Consider the following 17,398-nt stretch of genomic DNA (forward strand, 5'->3'; position numbering starts at 1 on the left):
CCTTGGTGGATTCCATGTCCGGGCCAGCATCTCGATCTGGTCGGCTGCCTTGCTCACTGTCGGACTCGTCTTCACCCAGTCGAGCAAGACCTTCGATCCGGAGCAGGTGTACGGAGACATGCCGAATCCCACGCAGCTGTAGCTCCCGGGTAGTGCAAAGCTGGCGCAAGACACCGCCAAGCAAAAACGCCCCGACCTCACGGCCGGGGCGTTTCCCATGGGGCTAGGCTAGCCGATCACACCGCCGCGCTGCGCTCCTTGATGTCCTGGTGCAGGATGCGGTCGTTCTCGGAGTAGTCCACCGGGCAGTCGATGACGTGGACGCCGGGGGTGTCCAGGCAATGCCGCACCAGCGGCGCGAAGGCCGCGGCGCTTTCCACGCGATGGCCGTTGGCGCCGTAGCTTTCGGCGTAGCGGACGAAGTCCGGGTTGCCGTAGTCCAGGCCGAAGTCCTCGAAGCCCATCTGCGCCTGCTTCCAGCGGATCATGCCGTAGCCGTCGTCGCGCAGGATGATGACCACTAGGTTCATCTTCAGGCGCACCGCGGTTTCCAGTTCCTGGCTGTTCATCATGAAGCCACCGTCACCGCATACCGCCACGATGGGCGTATTGGGGTAGACCAGGCGCGCGGCCATGGCCGACGGCAGGCCAGCGCCCATGGTGGCCAGGGCGTTGTCCAGCAGCACCGTGTTGGGCATGTAGGCCTTGTAGTTGCGGGCGAACCAGATCTTGTAGATGCCGTTGTCCAGGGCGACGATGCCGTCGGACGGCAGCACGTTACGCAGATCGGCCACCAGGCGCTGCGGATAGACCGGGAAGCGGTCATCGGTCGCGCCTTCGGCGACATGGGCCTCGTTGGCTTCGCGGATGGTCAGCAGGCGGTCGAAGTCCCAGGTGGGCTGGACCTCGATGCGCTCCTTGATCTCCCAGATGGCGTTGGCGATGTCGCCGACCACCTCGACCTGGGGGAAGTACACCGGATCGACTTCGGCGGAGCGGAAGTTGATGTGGATGACCTCGGTGCCGCCTCGGGTCATGAAGAACGGCGGCTTCTCGATCACGTCGTGGCCGATGTTGACGATAAGGTCGGCGGACTCCAGGGCGCGGTGCACGAAGTCACCGGCGGAGAGAGCGGCGTTGCCCAGGAAGCGCGGATGGCGCTCGTCGACCACGCCCTTGCCCAACTGGGTGGTGACGAAGGGGATGCCGGTCTTCTCGATCAGCTGACGCAGCACCCGCGCGGTCATCTTGCGGTTGGTGCCGGCGCCCAGCACCAGCACCGGGCTACGGGCGTTTTCCAGCTTGGTGACGGCGGCGGCGATGGCCTTGGCCTCGGCGACCGGACGACGGCTCAGGCTCGGCGGTACCGGCAGGCTCTCGGTGTGCTCGTCGGCGATGTCTTCCGGCAGTTCCAGGTGCACGGAGCCGGGCTTTTCTTCCTCGGCGAGGCGGAAGGCCTCGCGGATGCGCGACGGGATGTTGTCGGCGGAGGCGAACTGGTGGGTGTACTTGGTGAGCGGCGCCATCATGCGGCACACGTCGAGAATCTGGAAACGACCCTGCTTGGATTTCTTGATCGGCTTCTGGCCGGTCAGCATCAGCATCGGCATGCCGCCCAGGTAGGCGTAGGCGCCGGCGGTGACCAGGTTGGTGGCCCCTGGACCGAGGGTGGAAAGGCAGACACCGGTCTTGCCGGTGAAGCGGCCGTAGGTGGCGGCCATGAAGCCGGCGGACTGCTCGTGGCGAGTCAGGATCAGCTTGATCTGCGAGGAGCGACGCAGGGATTCCAGCAGGTCCAGGTTCTCTTCGCCGGGAATGCCGAAGATGTATTCCACACCCTCGTTTTCCAAGCAGCGAACGACCAGATCGGAGGCCTTCATCATGAGTGTTGTGTTCCTTGTTGGGTGGGTGGCGAGCGCCTGAGGCGCCTCCTCTATGAGGCGCAGCGGCCACTGTACTCAGGAACGGCGAAACATTTCAAAACAAGGTGCGACCCCGTTTTACTTCTGTGACGAATAGCCGCAGCGGAAACGATTCAGGCGATGCAGCGTTGCAGGGACGCCCGGGCACTGCGCAGTTGCAGACCGGCGAAGAGCAGGCCCAGGGCGGCGATCACCAGCGCCGGTTGCAGGTTGCCGGCATAGTGACTGCTCACCGCGCCCAGCAACGGGCCGAGCAGCTGGCCGCTGGCGAAGCTGGCGGTCAGCACCCCGGCGTTGCGTTGCGGCGTGGCCGGCGCCAGCTCGCGACCGTATTGCATCACCAGCTGCATGCAGGCGAGGAAGGGGCCACCACAGAGCAACACGCCCAGGAACAGCGCCAGACTGCCTGGCAGCAGACAGAGCACGACGCCCGTAGCCTGCAACCAGAGGGTCGCGATCAACCAGCGGCGGGCATCGGTGCCCGGGCGTCTCAGGCTGACCAGCACCACGCCGAGCGCGGCGGCCAGGCCGTATCCCGGCCAGAACAGGTCGGCCTGCCACTGGCCATGGAAGCGGCTGGCCGCCATCTGCGACAGGAAGGTGGCCGGCAGGATGTAGCCGACGCCCACCAGGCCGTAGGCCAGGATCAGCCGGTTGAAGGCGGGCGAGCGCTTGGCCGGTGCCGCGGCGGTGGTAGGCAGCGGGGTGGCGGGACCACGCCGCGGCAGCAGGGGCAGCAGCGCCAGGGTCGCGACGCTGGCGAGCAGGCCGTAGCTCAGCCACAGCTGGTTGGAATCGCCACCCAGGCGATTGCTGACCAGGGCCATCAGACCACTGATGAGAATGCCTACTCCGGGCCCGGTGAAGACCAGGGCGCCCAGGCGCGGCCGTCCGGCCTCGGCGGCCAGGGGCTGGCTTAGACCGGTCACCATCACCAGCACCCAGGCACTGGCGAGGCCGGTGCCGAAGCGCAGCAGCGCCTGGGCGGCCAGGCCATCGGCCAGCAGCGACGCCAGGGTCAGGCCGGCGCAGAGCCAGAGGCCACCGACCAGGCGCGCTTGGGTGCGACGGGCGAAGAGGGCATCCAGGGCCCCGAGCAGATAGCCCAGGTAGTTGGCCGCGGCCAGCAGACTGGCGCCGGTGAGATCGATCTGACCTTCGGCGATGAGATGGGGCAGGGCAGGGGTGAGAGCGAAGCGGCCGATGCCCATGGCAGTGGCCAGGGCCAGCAGGCAGGCCAGCAGGCGGGTGGTGGCGGTCATCGAAAAGGCTCCGGAAGCGAGTGGATGTGGACAGCCTAGGCCTTGAAGTTGATCAATAAAAACGAATAATAGAGAAATAGATGTTCAGCTAAAGAGAAAGGTGGTGATCCATGGAGTTCGCAGAGCTACGCATCTTCCAGGCGGTGGCCGAGGAAGGTTCCCTGGTGAAGGCCGCCGAGCGACTCAATCGGGTGCCATCCAATCTCTCCACGCGTTTGCGCCAGCTGGAAGACAAACTGGGAGTGGAGCTGTTCCTGCGCGAGCGCCAGCGGCTGCACCTGACCGCCGCCGGCCATCGCCTGCTGGACTACGCCCACCGCCTGTTCGCCCTGGCCGACGAGGCACGCAGCGCGGTGCAGGGTAGCGAGCCGGCTGGCACCTTCGTGCTCGGTTCCATGTTCAGTACTGCAGCCATCCATCTGCCCGGCCTGCTGGCGCGCTATCACCAGCGCTATCCCAAGGTGAATCTGCAGGTGCACAGTGGCCCCAGTGGCGAACTGGTGGAGGGGCTGCTGGCCGGCCGTCTGGACGCCGCCCTGGTGGACGGCCCGGCGCCCGATGCGGCGCTGGAAGGTCAGCCCTGGTTCGAGGAGCGACTGGTGCTGATCACCGGACTGGAGCTCGGACCGGTACGCTCGCCGGCCGACGTGGCGGGGCGCCCGGTATTCGGCTTTCGCGCCGGCTGCTCCTATCGCCGCTACCTGGACACCTGGTACGCCGCGGCGGGGGTGCCCAGCGGACCGGTGATGGAGATCGAGTCCTACCACAGCATGCTGGCCTGCGTGATCACTGGCGGAGTGGCGCTGATGCCGGAATCCATGCTCGACAGCCTGCCCGGGCGAGAGCGGGTGCAACGCCACGCGATCCAGGCGCGCTTCGCCCAGGCCACTACCTGGCTGATGTGGCGCAAGGGCCGCGAGGGCGCCAATCTGCACAGCTGGCTGGAGTTGCGCGAGAGCCTGCAGACTGACCGCGAATCTGTTGCTTTGGTGTGATGATTGCTCGATCCTAGGCGGCGGACTACTACCGTCTACCGAGGACGATCATGATAAGAATAGCCATCGTCGGTTTGGGCAAGATCGCCCGTGACCAGCACCTGCCGGCGCTCGCCGCCAATCCCGAGTACGAGCTGGTCGCCGTGGCGAGCCGCAACGCCCAGCTCGACGGCGTCGCCCACTATCCCAGCCTGAGCGCCCTGCTCGAAGACGGCCCGGCCATCGACGCCGTGTCCCTCTGCGCGCCAGCGGCGGTGCGTTACGAACAGGCGCGCGAGGCCCTGGCCGCCGGCAAGCACGTGATGCTAGAAAAGCCCCCGGGGGCGACCCTGAGTGAAGTGGAAGCCCTGACCCGTCAGGCCGAGGCGGCGGGTCTTTCGCTGTTCGCCACCTGGCACTCCCGCTATGCCCAGGGCGTGCAGCCGGCCCGCGAATGGCTGGAAGGCAAGCGCATCCAGGCGGTGCGCATCGAATGGAAGGAAGACGTGCGCGTCTGGCACCCCGGTCAGGCCTGGATCTGGGAACCGGGCGGCATGGGCGTCTTCGATCCGGGCATCAATGCCCTGTCCATCGTCACCGCCATCCTGCCGCGGCCGTTCTTTCTCAAGGAGGCCGCGCTGCAGGTTCCCGGCAACTGCCAGACCCCGGTGGCCGCGCAACTGGCCTTCGTCGACAGCGCTGGCGTACCCATTGCCGCCGACTTCGACTTTCTGCAGACCGGACCCCAGACCTGGGACATCCACGTCGACACCGAGGCCGGTCGCCTGACCCTGAGCAAAGGCGGCAGCGAGCTGTACCTGGACGGCCAACTGACCCACCAAGGCCCCGACCAGGAATACGCCGGCCTCTATGCCCGCTTCGCCGAACTGGTCGCCCAGAACCGCTCCGACGTGGACGTGGCACCGCTCCGCCACGTGGCCGACGCCTTCCTCTATGGCCGTCGCGAGACGGTGGCGGAGTTCCACGAGTAGGGCGACCCTCACCCCAACCCTCTCCCCAAGGGAGAGGGGGCGTCCAGACCCACCGCTGCGTTTTTCGTAGGTTGGGTTGAGCGCAGCGAAGCCCAACAAGGGTGTCTGGCCTGTTGGGCTTCGACGATAGAGCCGTCTCAGCCCAACCTACGGGTTAGCGGTTCCCTCACCCCAACCCTCTTCCTCTGAGGGAGAGGGGGGCGCTTGGACCCAGCGTAGGGTGGAAAACGGCGCAGCCTTTTCCACGTGCGGTACTCGTAGGTTGGGCTGAGCAAAGCGAAGGCCAACAAGGGTGTCTGGCCTGTTGGGCTTCGACGATGGAGCCGTCTCAGCCCAACCTACGGGGTAGCGGTTCTCTCACCCCAACCCTCTCCCTGATGGAGAGGGGGCGCTTGGACCCAGCGTAGGGTGGAAAACGGCGCAGCCTTTTCCAAGCGCGGTACTCGTAGGTTGGGCTGAGCGCAGCGAAGCCCAACGGGGGGGTGGTCCTGCCTGTTGGGCTTCGACGATGGAGCCGTCTCAGCCCAACCTACGGGGTAGCGGTTCCCTCACCCCAACCCTCTCCCTGATGGAGAGGGGGCGCTTGGACCCAGCGTAGGGTGGAAAACGGCGCAGCCTTTTCCACGTGGGTGCCTCAACGCCGCTCCAGCAGCACCCCACTCTCCATATGGTGCGTCCAGGGGAACTGGTCGAACAGGGCGCAGCGGGTGATGCGGTGGGTGTCGTGCAACTGGGCGATGTTCTCGGCCAGGGTTTCCGGGTTGCAGGAGATATAGAGGATGCGCTCGAAGCGGCGGGTCAGTTCGCAGGTGTCCCGGTCCATGCCGGCGCGGGGCGGGTCGACGAAGACGGTGCCGAACTGGTAGCTCTTGAGATCCACGCCGGCCAGGCGGCGGAAGGGCCGGACCTCGTTGAGCGCCTGGGTCAGTTCCTCGGCGGAGAGGCGAACCAGGATGACATTGTCCATGCCATTGCTGGCCAGGTTGTGCAGCGCGGCGTTGACCGAGGTCTTGCTCACCTCGGTGGCCAGCACCCGGCGCACCCGGCTGGCCAGCGGCAGGGTGAAGTTGCCGTTGCCGCAATAGAGCTCCAGCAGATCGTCGTCACGCTCGCCCAAGGCGGTATGGGCCCAGGTGAGCATCTTCTGATTGACCGTGCCATTGGGCTGGGTGAAGCCGCCCTCGGGTTGCAGATAGCTGTAGGTCTTCCCGGCCACCTCCAGTTCTTCGATCACATGATCGCGACCGATCACCAGGCGCTGGCCGCGGGAACGACCGATCAGGCTGACGCCGAGGTCGGCGGCCAGGCGCTCGGCGGCAGCCTGCCAGGCGGCGTCCAGGGGGCGGTGGTAGGCCAGGGTGATCAGGGCGTCGCCGCTCAAGGTAGTGAGGAATTCTACCTGGAACAGCTTGAACGACAGGGCCACGTCCGCCTGCCAACCGGCCTTGAGGCGCGGCATCAGGTCATTGATGCGCTGGCTGGCGATGGGGAATGCCTCGATGAGGATCGGCGTGTGCTTGTCGCCCGGGGCGAACATGGCGTAGTGGCGTTCTTCGTTCTCCCGCCATAGGCGGAATTCGGCGCGCAGGCGGTAGTGCTGCAGCGGCGAGGCGAAGACCTCCGGTTCGGGAGCCTGGAAGGGCGCCAGCAGCTCGCGCAGGCGGGTGGCCTTGGCGTCGAGTTGGACCTGGTAGTCGGCGGGGGCGAAGGAGGGCTGGGACATGGGCGAATCCGGAGAGGCGATGAGGCGGGGAACCTCGGGGCCGAAGCCCCGAGGGGAGGGGTCAGGCGTTGAACCAGCCCAGCTTGATGACGAACAGGATCGACAGGATGATCAGCGCCGAATTCAGCTCGCGGGTGCGGCCGGACAGCAGCTTGATGGCGGTCCAGGCGATGAAGCCGAAGGCGATGCCGTTGGCGATCGAGTAGGTCAGCGGCATGGCCAGGGCAGTGACCAGCACCGGGGCGGCGGTGGTCAGGTCTTCCCAGTCGATTTCGGCCAGGCCGGAGGTCATCAGCACGGCGATGAAGAACAGCGCCGGTGCGGTGGCGAAGGCCGGTACGCTGCCCGCCAGGGGGGCGAAGAACAGCGCCAGCAGGAACAGGACCGCGACCACCACGGCGGTGAGACCGGTGCGGCCACCGGCGGAGACACCCGCGGCGGACTCGATGTAGCTGGTGGTGGTGGAGGTACCCAGCAGCGAGCCGAACATGGCGGCGGAGCTGTCGGCGATCAGGGCGCGGCCCATCTTTGGCAGGTGGCCGTCCTTGCCCATCAGGCCGGCGCGCTTGGCCACGCCGATCAGGGTGCCGGAGTTGTCGAACAGGTCGACGAACAGGAAGGCGAAGATCACGCTGACCAGGCCGATGTCCAGGGCGCCCTTGATGTCCAGCTGCAGGAAGGTCGGCGCCAGCGACGGCGGCATGGACACCACGCCCCCGAAGGGGGTGACGCCCATGGCGATGGCGATGGCGGTAACCGCCAGGATGCCGATCAGCACCGCGCCGGTGATGCGACGAGCTTCCAGGGCGATGATCAGGAAGAAGCCGAGCACGGCAAGGATGGGGCCGGGCTTGGCCAGATCGCCGAGACCCACCAGGGTGGCCGGGTTATCGACCACGATGCCGGCGTTCTGCAGGGCGATCAGCGCCAGGAACAGGCCGATGCCGGCGGCGATGCCGGAGCGCAGGGCCAGGGGGATGTTGTTGATGATCCACTCGCGGATGCGAAAGATCGACAGCAGGAAGAACATCAGCGCCGAGAGAAACACCGCGCCCAGCGCCGCCTGCCAGGTGTGCCCCATGTGCAGCACCACGGTGTAGGTGAAGAAGGCGTTGAGGCCCATGCCCGGGGCGAGGGCGATGGGGTAGTTGGCGATCAGTCCCATGATCGCCGAGCCGATGGCCGCGGCCAGGCAGGTGGCGACGAAGACCGCGCCCTTGTCCATGCCGGTCGCGCCGAGAATGCTCGGGTTGACGAACAGGATGTAGGCCATGGCCAGGAAGGTGGTGACTCCCGCCAGCAGTTCGGTGCGGACAGAGGTGTTGTGGGCCTTGAGTTGGAAGAGTCGTTCCAGCATGGGATGCCTCGTGCGCGCCGGTCTGATCGGAAAAACGGCGCGCATGATAGCAGGTCGGACGACGACCGTAGCCTGGCGTGACCACACCAGGATCAGATCCGTTCGCTCGACCGCCAGCGGAGCCGGATTCGCGTTGAAGCCTCCAGCATAGGCTGCCCTGGGCGCGGAATCACGACCACCCTGGTGGGCGGCCGTAACCCGTCGATCAGCGCTTGATCATGTCGGCCGCGTGCTGGGTGGCCTCGGCGGTCCGGGTGGCCAGCTTGCGTACCTCGTCGGCGACCACCGCAAAGCCACGGCCGGCCTCGCCAGCGCGGGCCGCCTCGATGGCGGCGTTGAGCGCGAGCAGGTTGGTCTGCGCGGCGATGCCCTGAATGGAGGACACGATTTCGGTCAGCTTGAACAGGTTTTCCTCCATCGACTGATGCTGGGCCTGCTGCTGCTCGCGGAGCGCTTCCTGCTCGTAGCTCGCATGGATGTCGGTCAGGGCGCCTACCACCCGCACGGGCATGCCGTTGGCGGTACGACGTGTCTGGCCACGGGCCCTGAACCAGCGGTATTCGCCGTTCTTGAGCTTGAGCCGGTAGGTGATGTCGAACGGCGTCTGGCCGCTGCGATCGTTGAGGTGGGCGCCAAAGGCATCGATGCTGCGCTGCTTGTCTTCGGGGTGCAGGCGCGAGGCCCAGCTGTCCAGGACGTCCGGGAATTCCTCCACGGTCTCGAAGCCCAGCAGCCGGCGGAATTGCGGCGACCACCAGAAGGGGTTCTTGGGATTGACCGGATCGCCGGCGATCACCGCCATGTCCCAGATGCCGTCGTTGAGCATTTCCCGCGACAGATCGAAGCGGGTCAGGGTGACGTCGAGCTCTTCATCCTTCATGCGCTGGTCATGGATGTCGCGCAGCGAGCCTGCCACCCGTAGTGGTGTGCCTTGGCCATCGCGCAGGGTTTCGCCACTGGCGCGAAACCAGCGGTACTCGCCGCTCTTGGTGGCGACCCGGTACTCGACGTCGTAGGGCGTACGGCCACTGCGGTCGTTGAGGTGCCGGGCGAAGGCATCCAGCGTCGGCTGGCTGTCCTCGGGGTGCAGGCGGCTGGCCCAGCTGCCCAATTCGTTGGGAAAGTCAGACTCATTGCGAAAGCCCAGCAGGGCACGGAACTGATCCGACCACCAGAAGGCATTGCGCGGGTTGACCGGATCGCCAGCCACCACTTCCATGTCCCAGAGCCCTTCGCTGGACGCCCGGTTGACCAGATCGAAGCGCGTCTTCAGCAACTGCACCTCGGCCTCGCGGTTTGCCAGTCTGGCGGTCAGGTCCTGGATATCCTGCTGCAACTCCTGCATCTGGAGTTGCTGATCCTGCTGCTGCTTGAGCAGCGGCTGCAGGGCCTGGCCCAGTTCGCGAATCGCTGCAGGCCCCTGAAGCAGTTCTGGTCCGATCGCCTGTTGCGGGGCGTTGATCGCCGTGATGGCAGCGCGGATGCCGCGCAGAACTGCAGAGTGCTGAAGTAGCGACATGCGAGAAAGCTCCTGGAAGACGGATGATTAGTACGTTTTTTGTTAGCGCAGTGTCAGAGGTTATCGGCCGGCTTCGCTTGTGCTTTATAGCGTGCTAGAGGGATTTCTTGCGTAGAGGTAGCGATGAGGAGCAAGAGGGGCGGCTGGCGATCCTGCAGCCAGGTGGGGCGAGCCGCCGTGGACGAGGAGGGCAGGCTGCCTGCTCCCGGCGGGTGCTGTCAGGGGAGGCGATGGCCGCTTACCGCGTCGCCCGCATCTCGCGCCAGGCGAAAGCTGTCCAGGGTACTCAGCACGCCCAGTACGGCGATGGCGATGAAAGCCAGGCGGAAGTCCAGAAGCTGCGGATCCAGGTGGCCATGCCACTCCATCGAGGCGCGCAACAGCAGGGCGGCGATGGCCACACCCAGTCCCATGGCCAGTTGGAAGTTGGTACTGAAGAGGGTCGAGGCATGGCTCAACCGCGCCTTGGGGATGTCGGCGAAGGCCAGGGCATCGCTGGCGGTGAACTGCAGCGAGCGGAACACCCCGCTGGCGAATAGCAGGAGCAGCACCAGCGGCAGGGGCCAGGCCGGGGTGAGCAGGCCGCAAGCCAGCAGGCTCAGGGCGCTGAGCAGGCCGTTGACGGTGAGGATGCGGCGCAGGCCAAAGCGGCGCATGGCAGCGGTGGTGAAGGGCTTGGCCGCCAGGTTGCCGGCAAACAGCGCCAGCAGGAGCAACCCGGACTGGAAAGCATCCAGGCCGAAGGACAGCTGGAACATCAGCGGCAGGAGGAAGGGCGCCGTGGCGATGGAGACGCGGAACAGTCCGCCACCGAGGATGGACGCCCGGTAGGTGGGAATGCGCAGGGTGCTGAAATCGATCAGCGGCCGGTCCAGCCGGGCCATGTGGCGCACCGCCTTGACGCCGAGGATCAGCCCGACTCCCATCCAGGCCAGGTTGCTACCCAGGCTGCCCTGGTTCTGGCCGAGTCGCTCCACCCCCCACATGAAGGCCACGCAGGCGCCACCCAGCAGCAGGAAGCCGCGCCAGTCCAGCGGATGCCGCTGGGTGGGAATGTCGGCCGGTACCAGGCGCCAGGCCAGCAGCAGGGCGATCAGCCCCAGTGGCAGATTGAGATAGAAGATCCAGCGCCAGTCGGCATAGGTGGTGATGAGGCCACCCAGCGGCGGGCCCAGAACCGGTGCCACCAGGCCCGGCCAGGTGATGAGGGCGATGGCGCGTACCAGTTCGTGCTTTTCGGTCACCTGCAGCACCGCCAGCCGGCCCACCGGCACCATCTAAGGCGCCCCCGATGCCCTGGAGGATGCGTGCGGCGATGAACTGTTCCAGGGACAGCGCCATGCCACAGAACAGCGAGGCCAGGGTGAAGAGGCCAATCGCCAGGGTAAAGACGGGGCGTGGCCCGAAACGCTCGGCGATCCAGCCGCTCACGGGGATGCCCACGGCGATGGCCAGCAGATAGGCGCTGATGCCCAGGTTGAGATCCACCGGATCGCGACCGAAAGACGCCGCCATCTGGGGCAGGGCCGTGGCGATCACGGTGGCATCGAGGTTTTCCATGAAAAAGGTGAAGCTCACCAGGCAGGCGAGCAGCTTCCAGCGTTCCATGAGTCTTGGTCCCTGGCCTAAGACGGGGGGCTACTCTGCCTGACGCGGCGCGAAGTCCGCCAGTCCAAGGGCCGTGCATGACAGTCAGGAATTGGCCGCCGTCATCCGAGGCAGCCTGCTGACGGCGAGAGAAGACAGTCGTCCTCGCTACGAGGACCGCTGGCCCGGCTGACGCGAAGCGCTGCAAGGGATCGTGGAGCTTTTCCGGCAGCCCGGGGGTCCAACCTTCGAATGCAAAGGAGATACACCCATGATCAAGCAATCGCTGCTCTCTCTGGCACTGGGTACCGTCGTCCTCGCCGGTGCCCTGCAGGCACAGGCCGCTCCTGAATCCATGACCCCGGTGAAGCCCGCCGCCGACAAGGAAGCCTCGGAGCCGACCAACTCGCAGTATCAGAACAAGGTCAACAAGAAAGAGGCCAATCAGAGCGATGAGGCCATTACTCACGATCCCGATCATCCTACCTTTGAACTCGAGGAAGGCGGTCGGGCGCCGCGCAAGTACATCCGCGACGAGTACGTGATCAAGGACTGGAAGAGGCACGGCCTGGAACAGCCGGGCGAAGACAGCCAATGGGTCAAGATCGGTTCCGACTATGTGATGATCAAGCGCAGCAATGCCGTGATCGACAAGATCGTCAAAGCCAAGCAGTAAATCACAGTGCCAGGGGTCGAGCAGTCGGCCCCAGTGGCATTCAGGATGCCAAGGCCTCATGCTGAAACGCCTTTCTGGAGTTTCGAGCATGACTCACGAAATCCGTGTCGTCGCCATCCTGCACGCTCAACCTGGCCAGGCCCAGGTAGTCGAACGCGCCTTGCAGGCCATCGTCGCCCCCTCCCGCGCCGAAGCCGCCTGCCACTTTTATACTCCCCACCGCGATCCGAGCCATGAAGGGCGTTATGTCTTCATCGAACACTGGGCCAGCCGTGAAGCTCTGGCCGAGCATGAAGAGACCGCACACTTCAAGCAGCTGCTCGCCGATCTCGACGGTCTGCTCAGCGAGCCGCCCCAGGTCATGATCCTTGAAGAATTGCCGCTGGCCTAAAGCGGACGACATCGGGTTGTCACCTCTCTGAGCCACCCTGGCCTCTTTCGCGGAGGCCCGGATGAACACTTCACGACGTCAAGCGCTCGGCCTGCTGGGTTTGGGCCTGAGCGCTCCCTGGTTTGCCGGTTGCAGTGCCCGCGAGTCGCAGCCGGATCCTTTTACCCTGGGCGTCGCCAGTGGCGATCCGACCCCCGAGGGTTTCGTCGTCTGGACCCGGCTCGCGCCCGATCCGCTGGCCGTGGATGGCCTGGGAGGTCTGCGCGGCCCGGTCGAGGTTCAGTGGGAGATAGCCCTGGACCCAGGATTGCGCCAGGTGGTGCAACGGGGTACGGCCACGGCGCTGCCGCAAACCGCCTTCAGCCTGCCGATCACGCTGGCCGGCCTGGCGCCGGGGCGCCCCTACTGGTACCGCTTCACCGCGCTGGGGCACCAGAGTCGTACGGGGCGGGCCACCACGCTGCCGCCGTCCGCGAGCGCGCTGCAACGCCTGAAACTGGTGGCCGCATCCTGTTCCCACTACGAGAAGGGCTTTTTCAGCGCCTATCGGCACATGGCCGACGAACAGCCAGATCTGGCGCTGTTTCTTGGCGACTATTTCTATGAGTCCAACGTGTCGTCGCAGCTCCCGGCAGTGCGCCGGCACGGCCTGCCGGAAGCCCGGGACCTGGCCGGCTACCGACGGCGCCACGCTCTGTATCGTACCGATCCTGACCTGCAATACCTGCACGCCAACGTCACCTGTCTGATGACCTGGGACGACCACGAGGTGCAGAACGACTATTCCGGGCCCTGGTCGGCCGACCCCAGGGTGAGCCAGACGGCCTTTGCCGTGCGGCGCCAGGCGGCCTACCAGGCCTTCCGCGAGCATGCCCCGCTACGGGCCTGGCGGACCCAGGGGGCGGCGCTGCGCCTCTATGACCGTTGGCGCTTCGGCGACCTGGCCGAGATCCATCTGCTCGATGGTCGCCAGTACCGTAGCGAGCCAGCCTGTGCAACGCTCCAGACCCGGGGCGGCCATCTGGTGGCACCCAACTGCCCCGGCTTGCGTGATGCCGCGCGCAGCATGCTGGGTCAGGAACAGGAAGGCTGGCTGCTGGATGGTTTTCGCCATAACGCCACCCGCTGGAACCTGATCGCCCAGGATCTGCTGATGACACCCCTGCGCCAGCGTTTTCCAGACGGCGATCCGGCGCGCTGGACCGATGGCTGGGATGGTTATCCGACTACCCGCAAGCGGCTGCTCGTGGCCATGGCCGACAGTCGCCTGGCCAATCCGGTAACCCTAGGGGGCGACATCCATTCGTTCTGGGTGACGGACCTGCACCGCGAGCCGGAGAACGAGCGGAGCCCGGTGGTGGCCAGCGAATTCGTCGGCACCTCCATCACCTCGGACGGCCCGGAATATCGACGTTTCCAGGCGTTGTTGCCGGAGAATCCCCAGGTGCGCTTCTTCGACAGTCGGCAGCGCGGCTATCTGGCCCTGGAGCTGACGCGGGAACGGTTGCAGGTGGACCTGCGCACCATCAGTGACCGAACCCGTCCGGATGCCGAGCGCAGCACCCGGGCGAGTTTCGTGGTGGAGGGGGGGCGGCCAGGGGCCGTCCCTGCCTGAGAGCCTGCTCCAAAGCTGCTGCGCGTCGGCCAATCTGCGTTGAAAATGGCTTCGGAATGCTCATTTACCCTACGTAAACTCCGCTTCCTCAGCTATTTTCGCGGGGCCGCCTAGGCCTTGCTTGGCTCTAGCTTGCTAGCCTTGGAACAGGCTCTGCAGGGTTCAGACGAACAGCGACAGCAGCATGATGAAGGCCAGGGCCACCACCGAGAGGATGGTCTCCATCATCGACCAGGTCTTGAAGGTCTCGGCCACGGTCATGTTGAAGTACTGCTTCACCAGCCAGAAGCCGGCGTCGTTGACATGGGAGAGGATCACCGAACCGGCGCCAGCGGCCAGCACCAGCAGTTCCTTGTTCACACCGGGGATCAGGGCCACCACGGGGGCGACGATACCGGCGCCAGTGATGGTCGCCACGGTGGCGGAGCCGGTGGCCACGCGGATCACCGCTGCCACCAGCCAGGTCAGCAGGATGGGCGAGATCTGGGTTTGCACCGCCAGGTTGCCGATCACTTCACCGACGCCGCTGGCCACTAGCATCTGCTTGAAGCCACCGCCCGCGCCAACGATCAGCACGATGGCCGCCACCGGGGCCAGACTCTGGTCCAGCAGCTTGACGATCTTCTCGCGGGAGAAGCCGCAGGCGGTGCCGAAGCTGTAGAAGCTCAGCAGCAGGGCGGCGAGCAGGGCGGTGATGGGGTGGCCGATGAAGTCCATCCAGACGCGGAAGTGGTTGTCGGCAGCGAAGAAGATGTCGGCGAAGGCCTTGAGCAGCATCAGGATCACCGGCAGCAGCACGGTGAAGACGGTGATGCCGAAGCCCGGCAGGTTACGGTTGTCGGTCTCCTGGGCGATCTGGGCGACCAGCTCGGGATTGGCCGAGCCAGGGATGCGCTTGGAGATCCAGGCACCGAAGATGGGACCGGCGATCATGGCGGTAGGCAGGCCGACCAGCAGGCCGTAGAAGATGGTCTTGCCGATGTCGGCGCCGAACACCCCGACCGCCAGCAGCGGACCCGGGTGCGGCGGCACCAGGCCGTGCACGGCGGAGAGACCGGCCAGCAGCGGGATGCCCAGCTTGACCAGCGACAGCCCGGTGCGGCGGGCGACGATGAACACCAGGGGCGCCAGCAGCACGAAGCCGATCTCGAAGAACAACGGGATGCCCACCAGGAAGGCGGCGAACATCATCGCCCAGTGCACGCGCTTGATGCCGAAGGCGCGGATCAGCGTCTGGGCGATCTGGTCGGCGCCGCCGGAGTCGGCCATCAGCTTGCCGAGCATGGTGCCCAGGCCCAGCAGGATGCCAACGAAGCCGAGCACGCCGCCGAAGCCGTCCTGGAAGGATTTCATGACCTTTTCCACCGGCATGCCGGAGGTCAGCCCAAGAAAGCCGGAGGCAATGGTCAGGGCGATGAAGGGATGGACCTTGAACTTGGTGATCAGGAGCACCAGGCCAATGATGGTGACCAGGGCGTCGAGCAGAAGGAAGCTGTTGTGGTCCATGCCGAACATGGCGCCTCTCCTATTGTTGTTGTGGGCGTTGGGGGTGGTTGAAGTAGGTAGCGCTGTCTCGTCAGGCCGGCTGGGCCAGGCGAGTCGAGGTGTTCCACCAGGCCGATACCTGGGTACCGATGGCGGGCAGGGTGTCGCGTGCATCCACTACCAGCGTAGCCGGTTCACCGTGGGGTGCTTCCAGGGCGGCGAACTGGCTGTCGATCAGGCTGGCGGGCATGAAGTGTCCCGGGCGATTGGCGACGCGCTGGGCAGCGGTCTCGCGGGTCAGTTCGAGGAAGACGAAGCCCAGGCCGGGTACCGCCTGGCGCAGCTGGTCGCGATAGCGACGCTTGAGTGCAGAGCAAGTGAGCACGGGACGTTCGCCCGCGGCCACGGCGGCGGCCAGTTCTTCGCCCAGGCGAGTCAGCCAGCCGGCGCGGTCGTTGTCGTCGAGGGGGATGCCAGCGCTCATCTTGGCGATGTTGGCCGGTGGGTGAAAGGCGTCGCCTTCGATCAGGCGGCCCTCGTCCTGCTCGGCGATGGCTGCGCCGACGCTGCTCTTGCCGCAGCCTGCGACGCCCATGACCACCAGCGCGGGAATGGGAGTGTTCATCGTCACCTCCGGTCTGGAGACAGCGCTACCCCGAAAAATGAAAAAGGTAGCGGCTTCCAGTTCTTGTCGATCTTGTTGGGCCGAATGCCGACGTGCTCCGGCAGGGCGCATCAGGCTTGTAGTGTCTGCTGAGACAGCGCTACCTTAGGCGCGTTCTCCGTCTCTGACAAGCCTGAAACCACAACAATGAATCGAACGGGTTCTCGTAGTTCCGGTCGGCCCACCCTCACCGAGGTTGCGCTGCAGGCCGGCGTTTCTCCCATCACCGCTTCCCGTGTCTTGCGCGGGGTCGCCACCGTGGCGCCCGAGCTGGTCACCCGCGTGCAGGAGGCGGCCGCGCGCCTCGGTTATGTCACCAATCCGGCCGCCCGTGCCCTGGCCTCGGCCCAGGGGCATTCGGTGGTGGTGCTGGTGCCGTCGCTGTCCAACCACCTGTTCATCGAACCGCTGGAGGCCATTCACGAGGTCCTGCATCCGCGCGGCCTGGAGGTGCTGATCGGCAACTATCACTACGATCCCGCGGAAGAGGAAAAGCTGATCCGCAACTACCTGGCCTATCAGCCCAGGGGCCTGCTGCTGACCGGCTTCGATCGCACCGACGCCGCCCGCCAGCTGCTGGCGGCCAGTGGGGTGCCACGGGTACACATGATGGAGCTGGATCCGGCCGGCGCGACACCCAGCGTCGGCTTCTCCCAGCACGCGGCCGGTGCGGCGGCCGCGCGGCATCTGCTGGCGGCGGGGCGTAAGCGCCTGGGCTACGTGGCCGCGCAGCTCGATCCCCGGGCCCTGGCGCGGGGCGAAGGTTTTCGCGAGGTGCTGCGCGAAGCGGGGTGCTACGACCCGGACCTGGACGTATTGAATCCGCAGCCGTCGTCCGTGGGATTGGGCGCCCGGCAATTCCGCGACCTGCTGGCGCAGCGACCGGATGTCGACGGCCTGTTCTTCTGCAATGACGACCTGGCCCAGGGCGCCCTGTTCGAGGCGCAGCGTCTGGGCATCGCCATTCCCGAGCGGATCTCGGTGCTGGGCTTCAACGACCTGCCCGGCTCGGCGCACACGGTGCCCCGGCTGTCCTCCATCCAGACTCCGCGAGCCGCGGTAGGGCGCCAGGCCGCGACCCTGTTGCTGGGACTGCTCGATGGTCGCAGTCAACCGACCTGCGTGGACCTGGGATTCGAGCTGGTGAGCCGGGAGAGTGTGTAGAGTCCGCGTCGACGGCTCATAGCGGGGCTTAGATCCGGTAATGTCGGGCTTCGCTGCGCTCAGCGCC

General features: G+C 66.0%; 13 protein-coding genes and 1 pseudogene. 6 read left to right on the forward strand and 8 right to left on the reverse strand.

Annotated features, from left to right (window positions below; all coding sequences use genetic code 11):
* Positions 1 to 236 precede the first annotated feature (236 nt).
* Both ACWPW1_RS07240 and ACWPW1_RS07245 read right to left on the reverse strand, forming a co-directional pair.
* On the reverse strand, positions 237 to 1,883 hold the full coding sequence (locus ACWPW1_RS07240) for an acetolactate synthase large subunit (protein WP_454252659.1): 1,647 nt from the start codon (positions 1,881 to 1,883) through the stop codon (positions 237 to 239).
* Positions 1,884 to 2,035: 152 nt separating this feature from the next.
* A complete protein-coding gene (locus tag ACWPW1_RS07245; RefSeq protein ID WP_454252660.1) occupies positions 2,036 to 3,184 on the reverse strand; it encodes a YbfB/YjiJ family MFS transporter in 1,149 nt (382 codons plus the stop codon).
* A 110-nt stretch (positions 3,185 to 3,294) separates the two neighbouring features.
* Here ACWPW1_RS07245 and ptrR point away from each other — a divergent pair, with 110 nt between their 5' ends.
* Positions 3,295 to 4,179 (forward strand): putrescine utilization regulator PtrR, encoded by an 885-nt coding sequence (gene ptrR / locus ACWPW1_RS07250; protein WP_454252661.1) that lies wholly within the window; start codon positions 3,295 to 3,297, stop codon positions 4,177 to 4,179.
* A gap of 50 nt (positions 4,180 to 4,229) precedes the next feature.
* Positions 4,230 to 5,150 carry a Gfo/Idh/MocA family protein gene (locus tag ACWPW1_RS07255; protein WP_323149753.1) on the forward strand — a complete coding sequence of 307 codons (921 nt, stop codon included), beginning with the start codon at positions 4,230 to 4,232 and terminating at the stop codon, positions 5,148 to 5,150.
* Positions 5,151 to 5,784: 634 nt separating this feature from the next.
* Here ACWPW1_RS07255 and trmA read toward each other — a convergent pair.
* The 4 genes and pseudogenes from trmA to ACWPW1_RS07275 all read right to left on the reverse strand — a co-directional run bounded on the left by trmA (position 5,785) and on the right by ACWPW1_RS07275 (position 11,357).
* Positions 5,785 to 6,873 (reverse strand): tRNA (uridine(54)-C5)-methyltransferase TrmA, encoded by a 1,089-nt coding sequence (gene trmA / locus ACWPW1_RS07260; RefSeq protein WP_454252662.1) that lies wholly within the window; start codon positions 6,871 to 6,873, stop codon positions 5,785 to 5,787.
* Between the two features lie 61 nt (positions 6,874 to 6,934).
* On the reverse strand, positions 6,935 to 8,230 hold the full coding sequence (locus ACWPW1_RS07265) for an NCS2 family permease (RefSeq protein ID WP_059314123.1): 1,296 nt from the start codon (positions 8,228 to 8,230) through the stop codon (positions 6,935 to 6,937).
* Between the two features lie 205 nt (positions 8,231 to 8,435).
* Complete coding sequence (locus ACWPW1_RS07270; RefSeq protein WP_059314124.1) at positions 8,436 to 9,749, reverse strand: methyl-accepting chemotaxis protein; 1,314 nt, start codon at positions 9,747 to 9,749, stop codon at positions 8,436 to 8,438.
* A gap of 218 nt (positions 9,750 to 9,967) precedes the next feature.
* Positions 9,968 to 11,357 (reverse strand): annotated as a pseudogene (locus ACWPW1_RS07275) (MFS transporter).
* Positions 11,358 to 11,607: 250 nt separating this feature from the next.
* On the opposite strand from ACWPW1_RS07275, the gene ACWPW1_RS07280 reads away from it, so the two are divergent.
* From ACWPW1_RS07280 to ACWPW1_RS07290, 3 genes are all read left to right on the forward strand, one after another.
* Positions 11,608 to 12,012 (forward strand): RcnB family protein, encoded by a 405-nt coding sequence (locus ACWPW1_RS07280; protein WP_454252663.1) that lies wholly within the window; start codon positions 11,608 to 11,610, stop codon positions 12,010 to 12,012.
* 88 nt (positions 12,013 to 12,100) lie between these two features.
* Entirely contained in the window at positions 12,101 to 12,403 is a 303-nt protein-coding gene (locus ACWPW1_RS07285) for a putative quinol monooxygenase (RefSeq protein WP_454252664.1), read from the forward strand.
* Between the two features lie 61 nt (positions 12,404 to 12,464).
* A complete protein-coding gene (locus tag ACWPW1_RS07290; RefSeq protein ID WP_454252665.1) occupies positions 12,465 to 14,018 on the forward strand; it encodes an alkaline phosphatase D family protein in 1,554 nt (517 codons plus the stop codon).
* A gap of 162 nt (positions 14,019 to 14,180) precedes the next feature.
* Here the strand turns inward: ACWPW1_RS07290 and ACWPW1_RS07295 are convergent, their stop codons facing one another.
* Together ACWPW1_RS07295 and ACWPW1_RS07300 are read right to left on the reverse strand one after the other, a co-directional pair.
* Positions 14,181 to 15,533 carry a GntP family permease gene (locus ACWPW1_RS07295; RefSeq protein ID WP_059314129.1) on the reverse strand — a complete coding sequence of 451 codons (1,353 nt, stop codon included), beginning with the start codon at positions 15,531 to 15,533 and terminating at the stop codon, positions 14,181 to 14,183.
* 61 nt (positions 15,534 to 15,594) lie between these two features.
* Positions 15,595 to 16,128 carry a gluconokinase gene (locus tag ACWPW1_RS07300; RefSeq protein ID WP_059314130.1) on the reverse strand — a complete coding sequence of 178 codons (534 nt, stop codon included), beginning with the start codon at positions 16,126 to 16,128 and terminating at the stop codon, positions 15,595 to 15,597.
* A 186-nt stretch (positions 16,129 to 16,314) separates the two neighbouring features.
* On the opposite strand from ACWPW1_RS07300, the gene ACWPW1_RS07305 reads away from it, so the two are divergent.
* Positions 16,315 to 17,331 (forward strand): HTH-type transcriptional regulator GntR, encoded by a 1,017-nt coding sequence (locus tag ACWPW1_RS07305; protein WP_434776099.1) that lies wholly within the window; start codon positions 16,315 to 16,317, stop codon positions 17,329 to 17,331.
* The last annotated feature ends 67 nt before the right edge of the window (positions 17,332 to 17,398 follow it).

The organism is Pseudomonas sp. Marseille-Q7302 (assembly GCF_965111925.1).

Coding starts and splice junctions, on each gene's coding strand:
- ACWPW1_RS07240 (WP_454252659.1), bottom strand. CDS start 1,883: ATGATGAAGGCCTCCGATCTGGTCGTTCGCTGCTTGGAAAACGAGGGT.
- ACWPW1_RS07245 (WP_454252660.1), bottom strand. CDS start 3,184: ATGACCGCCACCACCCGCCTGCTGGCCTGCCTGCTGGCCCTGGCCACT.
- ptrR (WP_454252661.1), top strand. CDS start 3,295: ATGGAGTTCGCAGAGCTACGCATCTTCCAGGCGGTGGCCGAGGAAGGT.
- ACWPW1_RS07255 (WP_323149753.1), top strand. CDS start 4,230: ATGATAAGAATAGCCATCGTCGGTTTGGGCAAGATCGCCCGTGACCAG.
- trmA (WP_454252662.1), bottom strand. CDS start 6,873: ATGTCCCAGCCCTCCTTCGCCCCCGCCGACTACCAGGTCCAACTCGAC.
- ACWPW1_RS07265 (WP_059314123.1), bottom strand. CDS start 8,230: ATGCTGGAACGACTCTTCCAACTCAAGGCCCACAACACCTCTGTCCGC.
- ACWPW1_RS07270 (WP_059314124.1), bottom strand. CDS start 9,749: ATGTCGCTACTTCAGCACTCTGCAGTTCTGCGCGGCATCCGCGCTGCC.
- ACWPW1_RS07280 (WP_454252663.1), top strand. CDS start 11,608: ATGATCAAGCAATCGCTGCTCTCTCTGGCACTGGGTACCGTCGTCCTC.
- ACWPW1_RS07285 (WP_454252664.1), top strand. CDS start 12,101: ATGACTCACGAAATCCGTGTCGTCGCCATCCTGCACGCTCAACCTGGC.
- ACWPW1_RS07290 (WP_454252665.1), top strand. CDS start 12,465: ATGAACACTTCACGACGTCAAGCGCTCGGCCTGCTGGGTTTGGGCCTG.
- ACWPW1_RS07295 (WP_059314129.1), bottom strand. CDS start 15,533: ATGTTCGGCATGGACCACAACAGCTTCCTTCTGCTCGACGCCCTGGTC.
- ACWPW1_RS07300 (WP_059314130.1), bottom strand. CDS start 16,128: ATGAACACTCCCATTCCCGCGCTGGTGGTCATGGGCGTCGCAGGCTGC.
- ACWPW1_RS07305 (WP_434776099.1), top strand. CDS start 16,315: ATGAATCGAACGGGTTCTCGTAGTTCCGGTCGGCCCACCCTCACCGAG.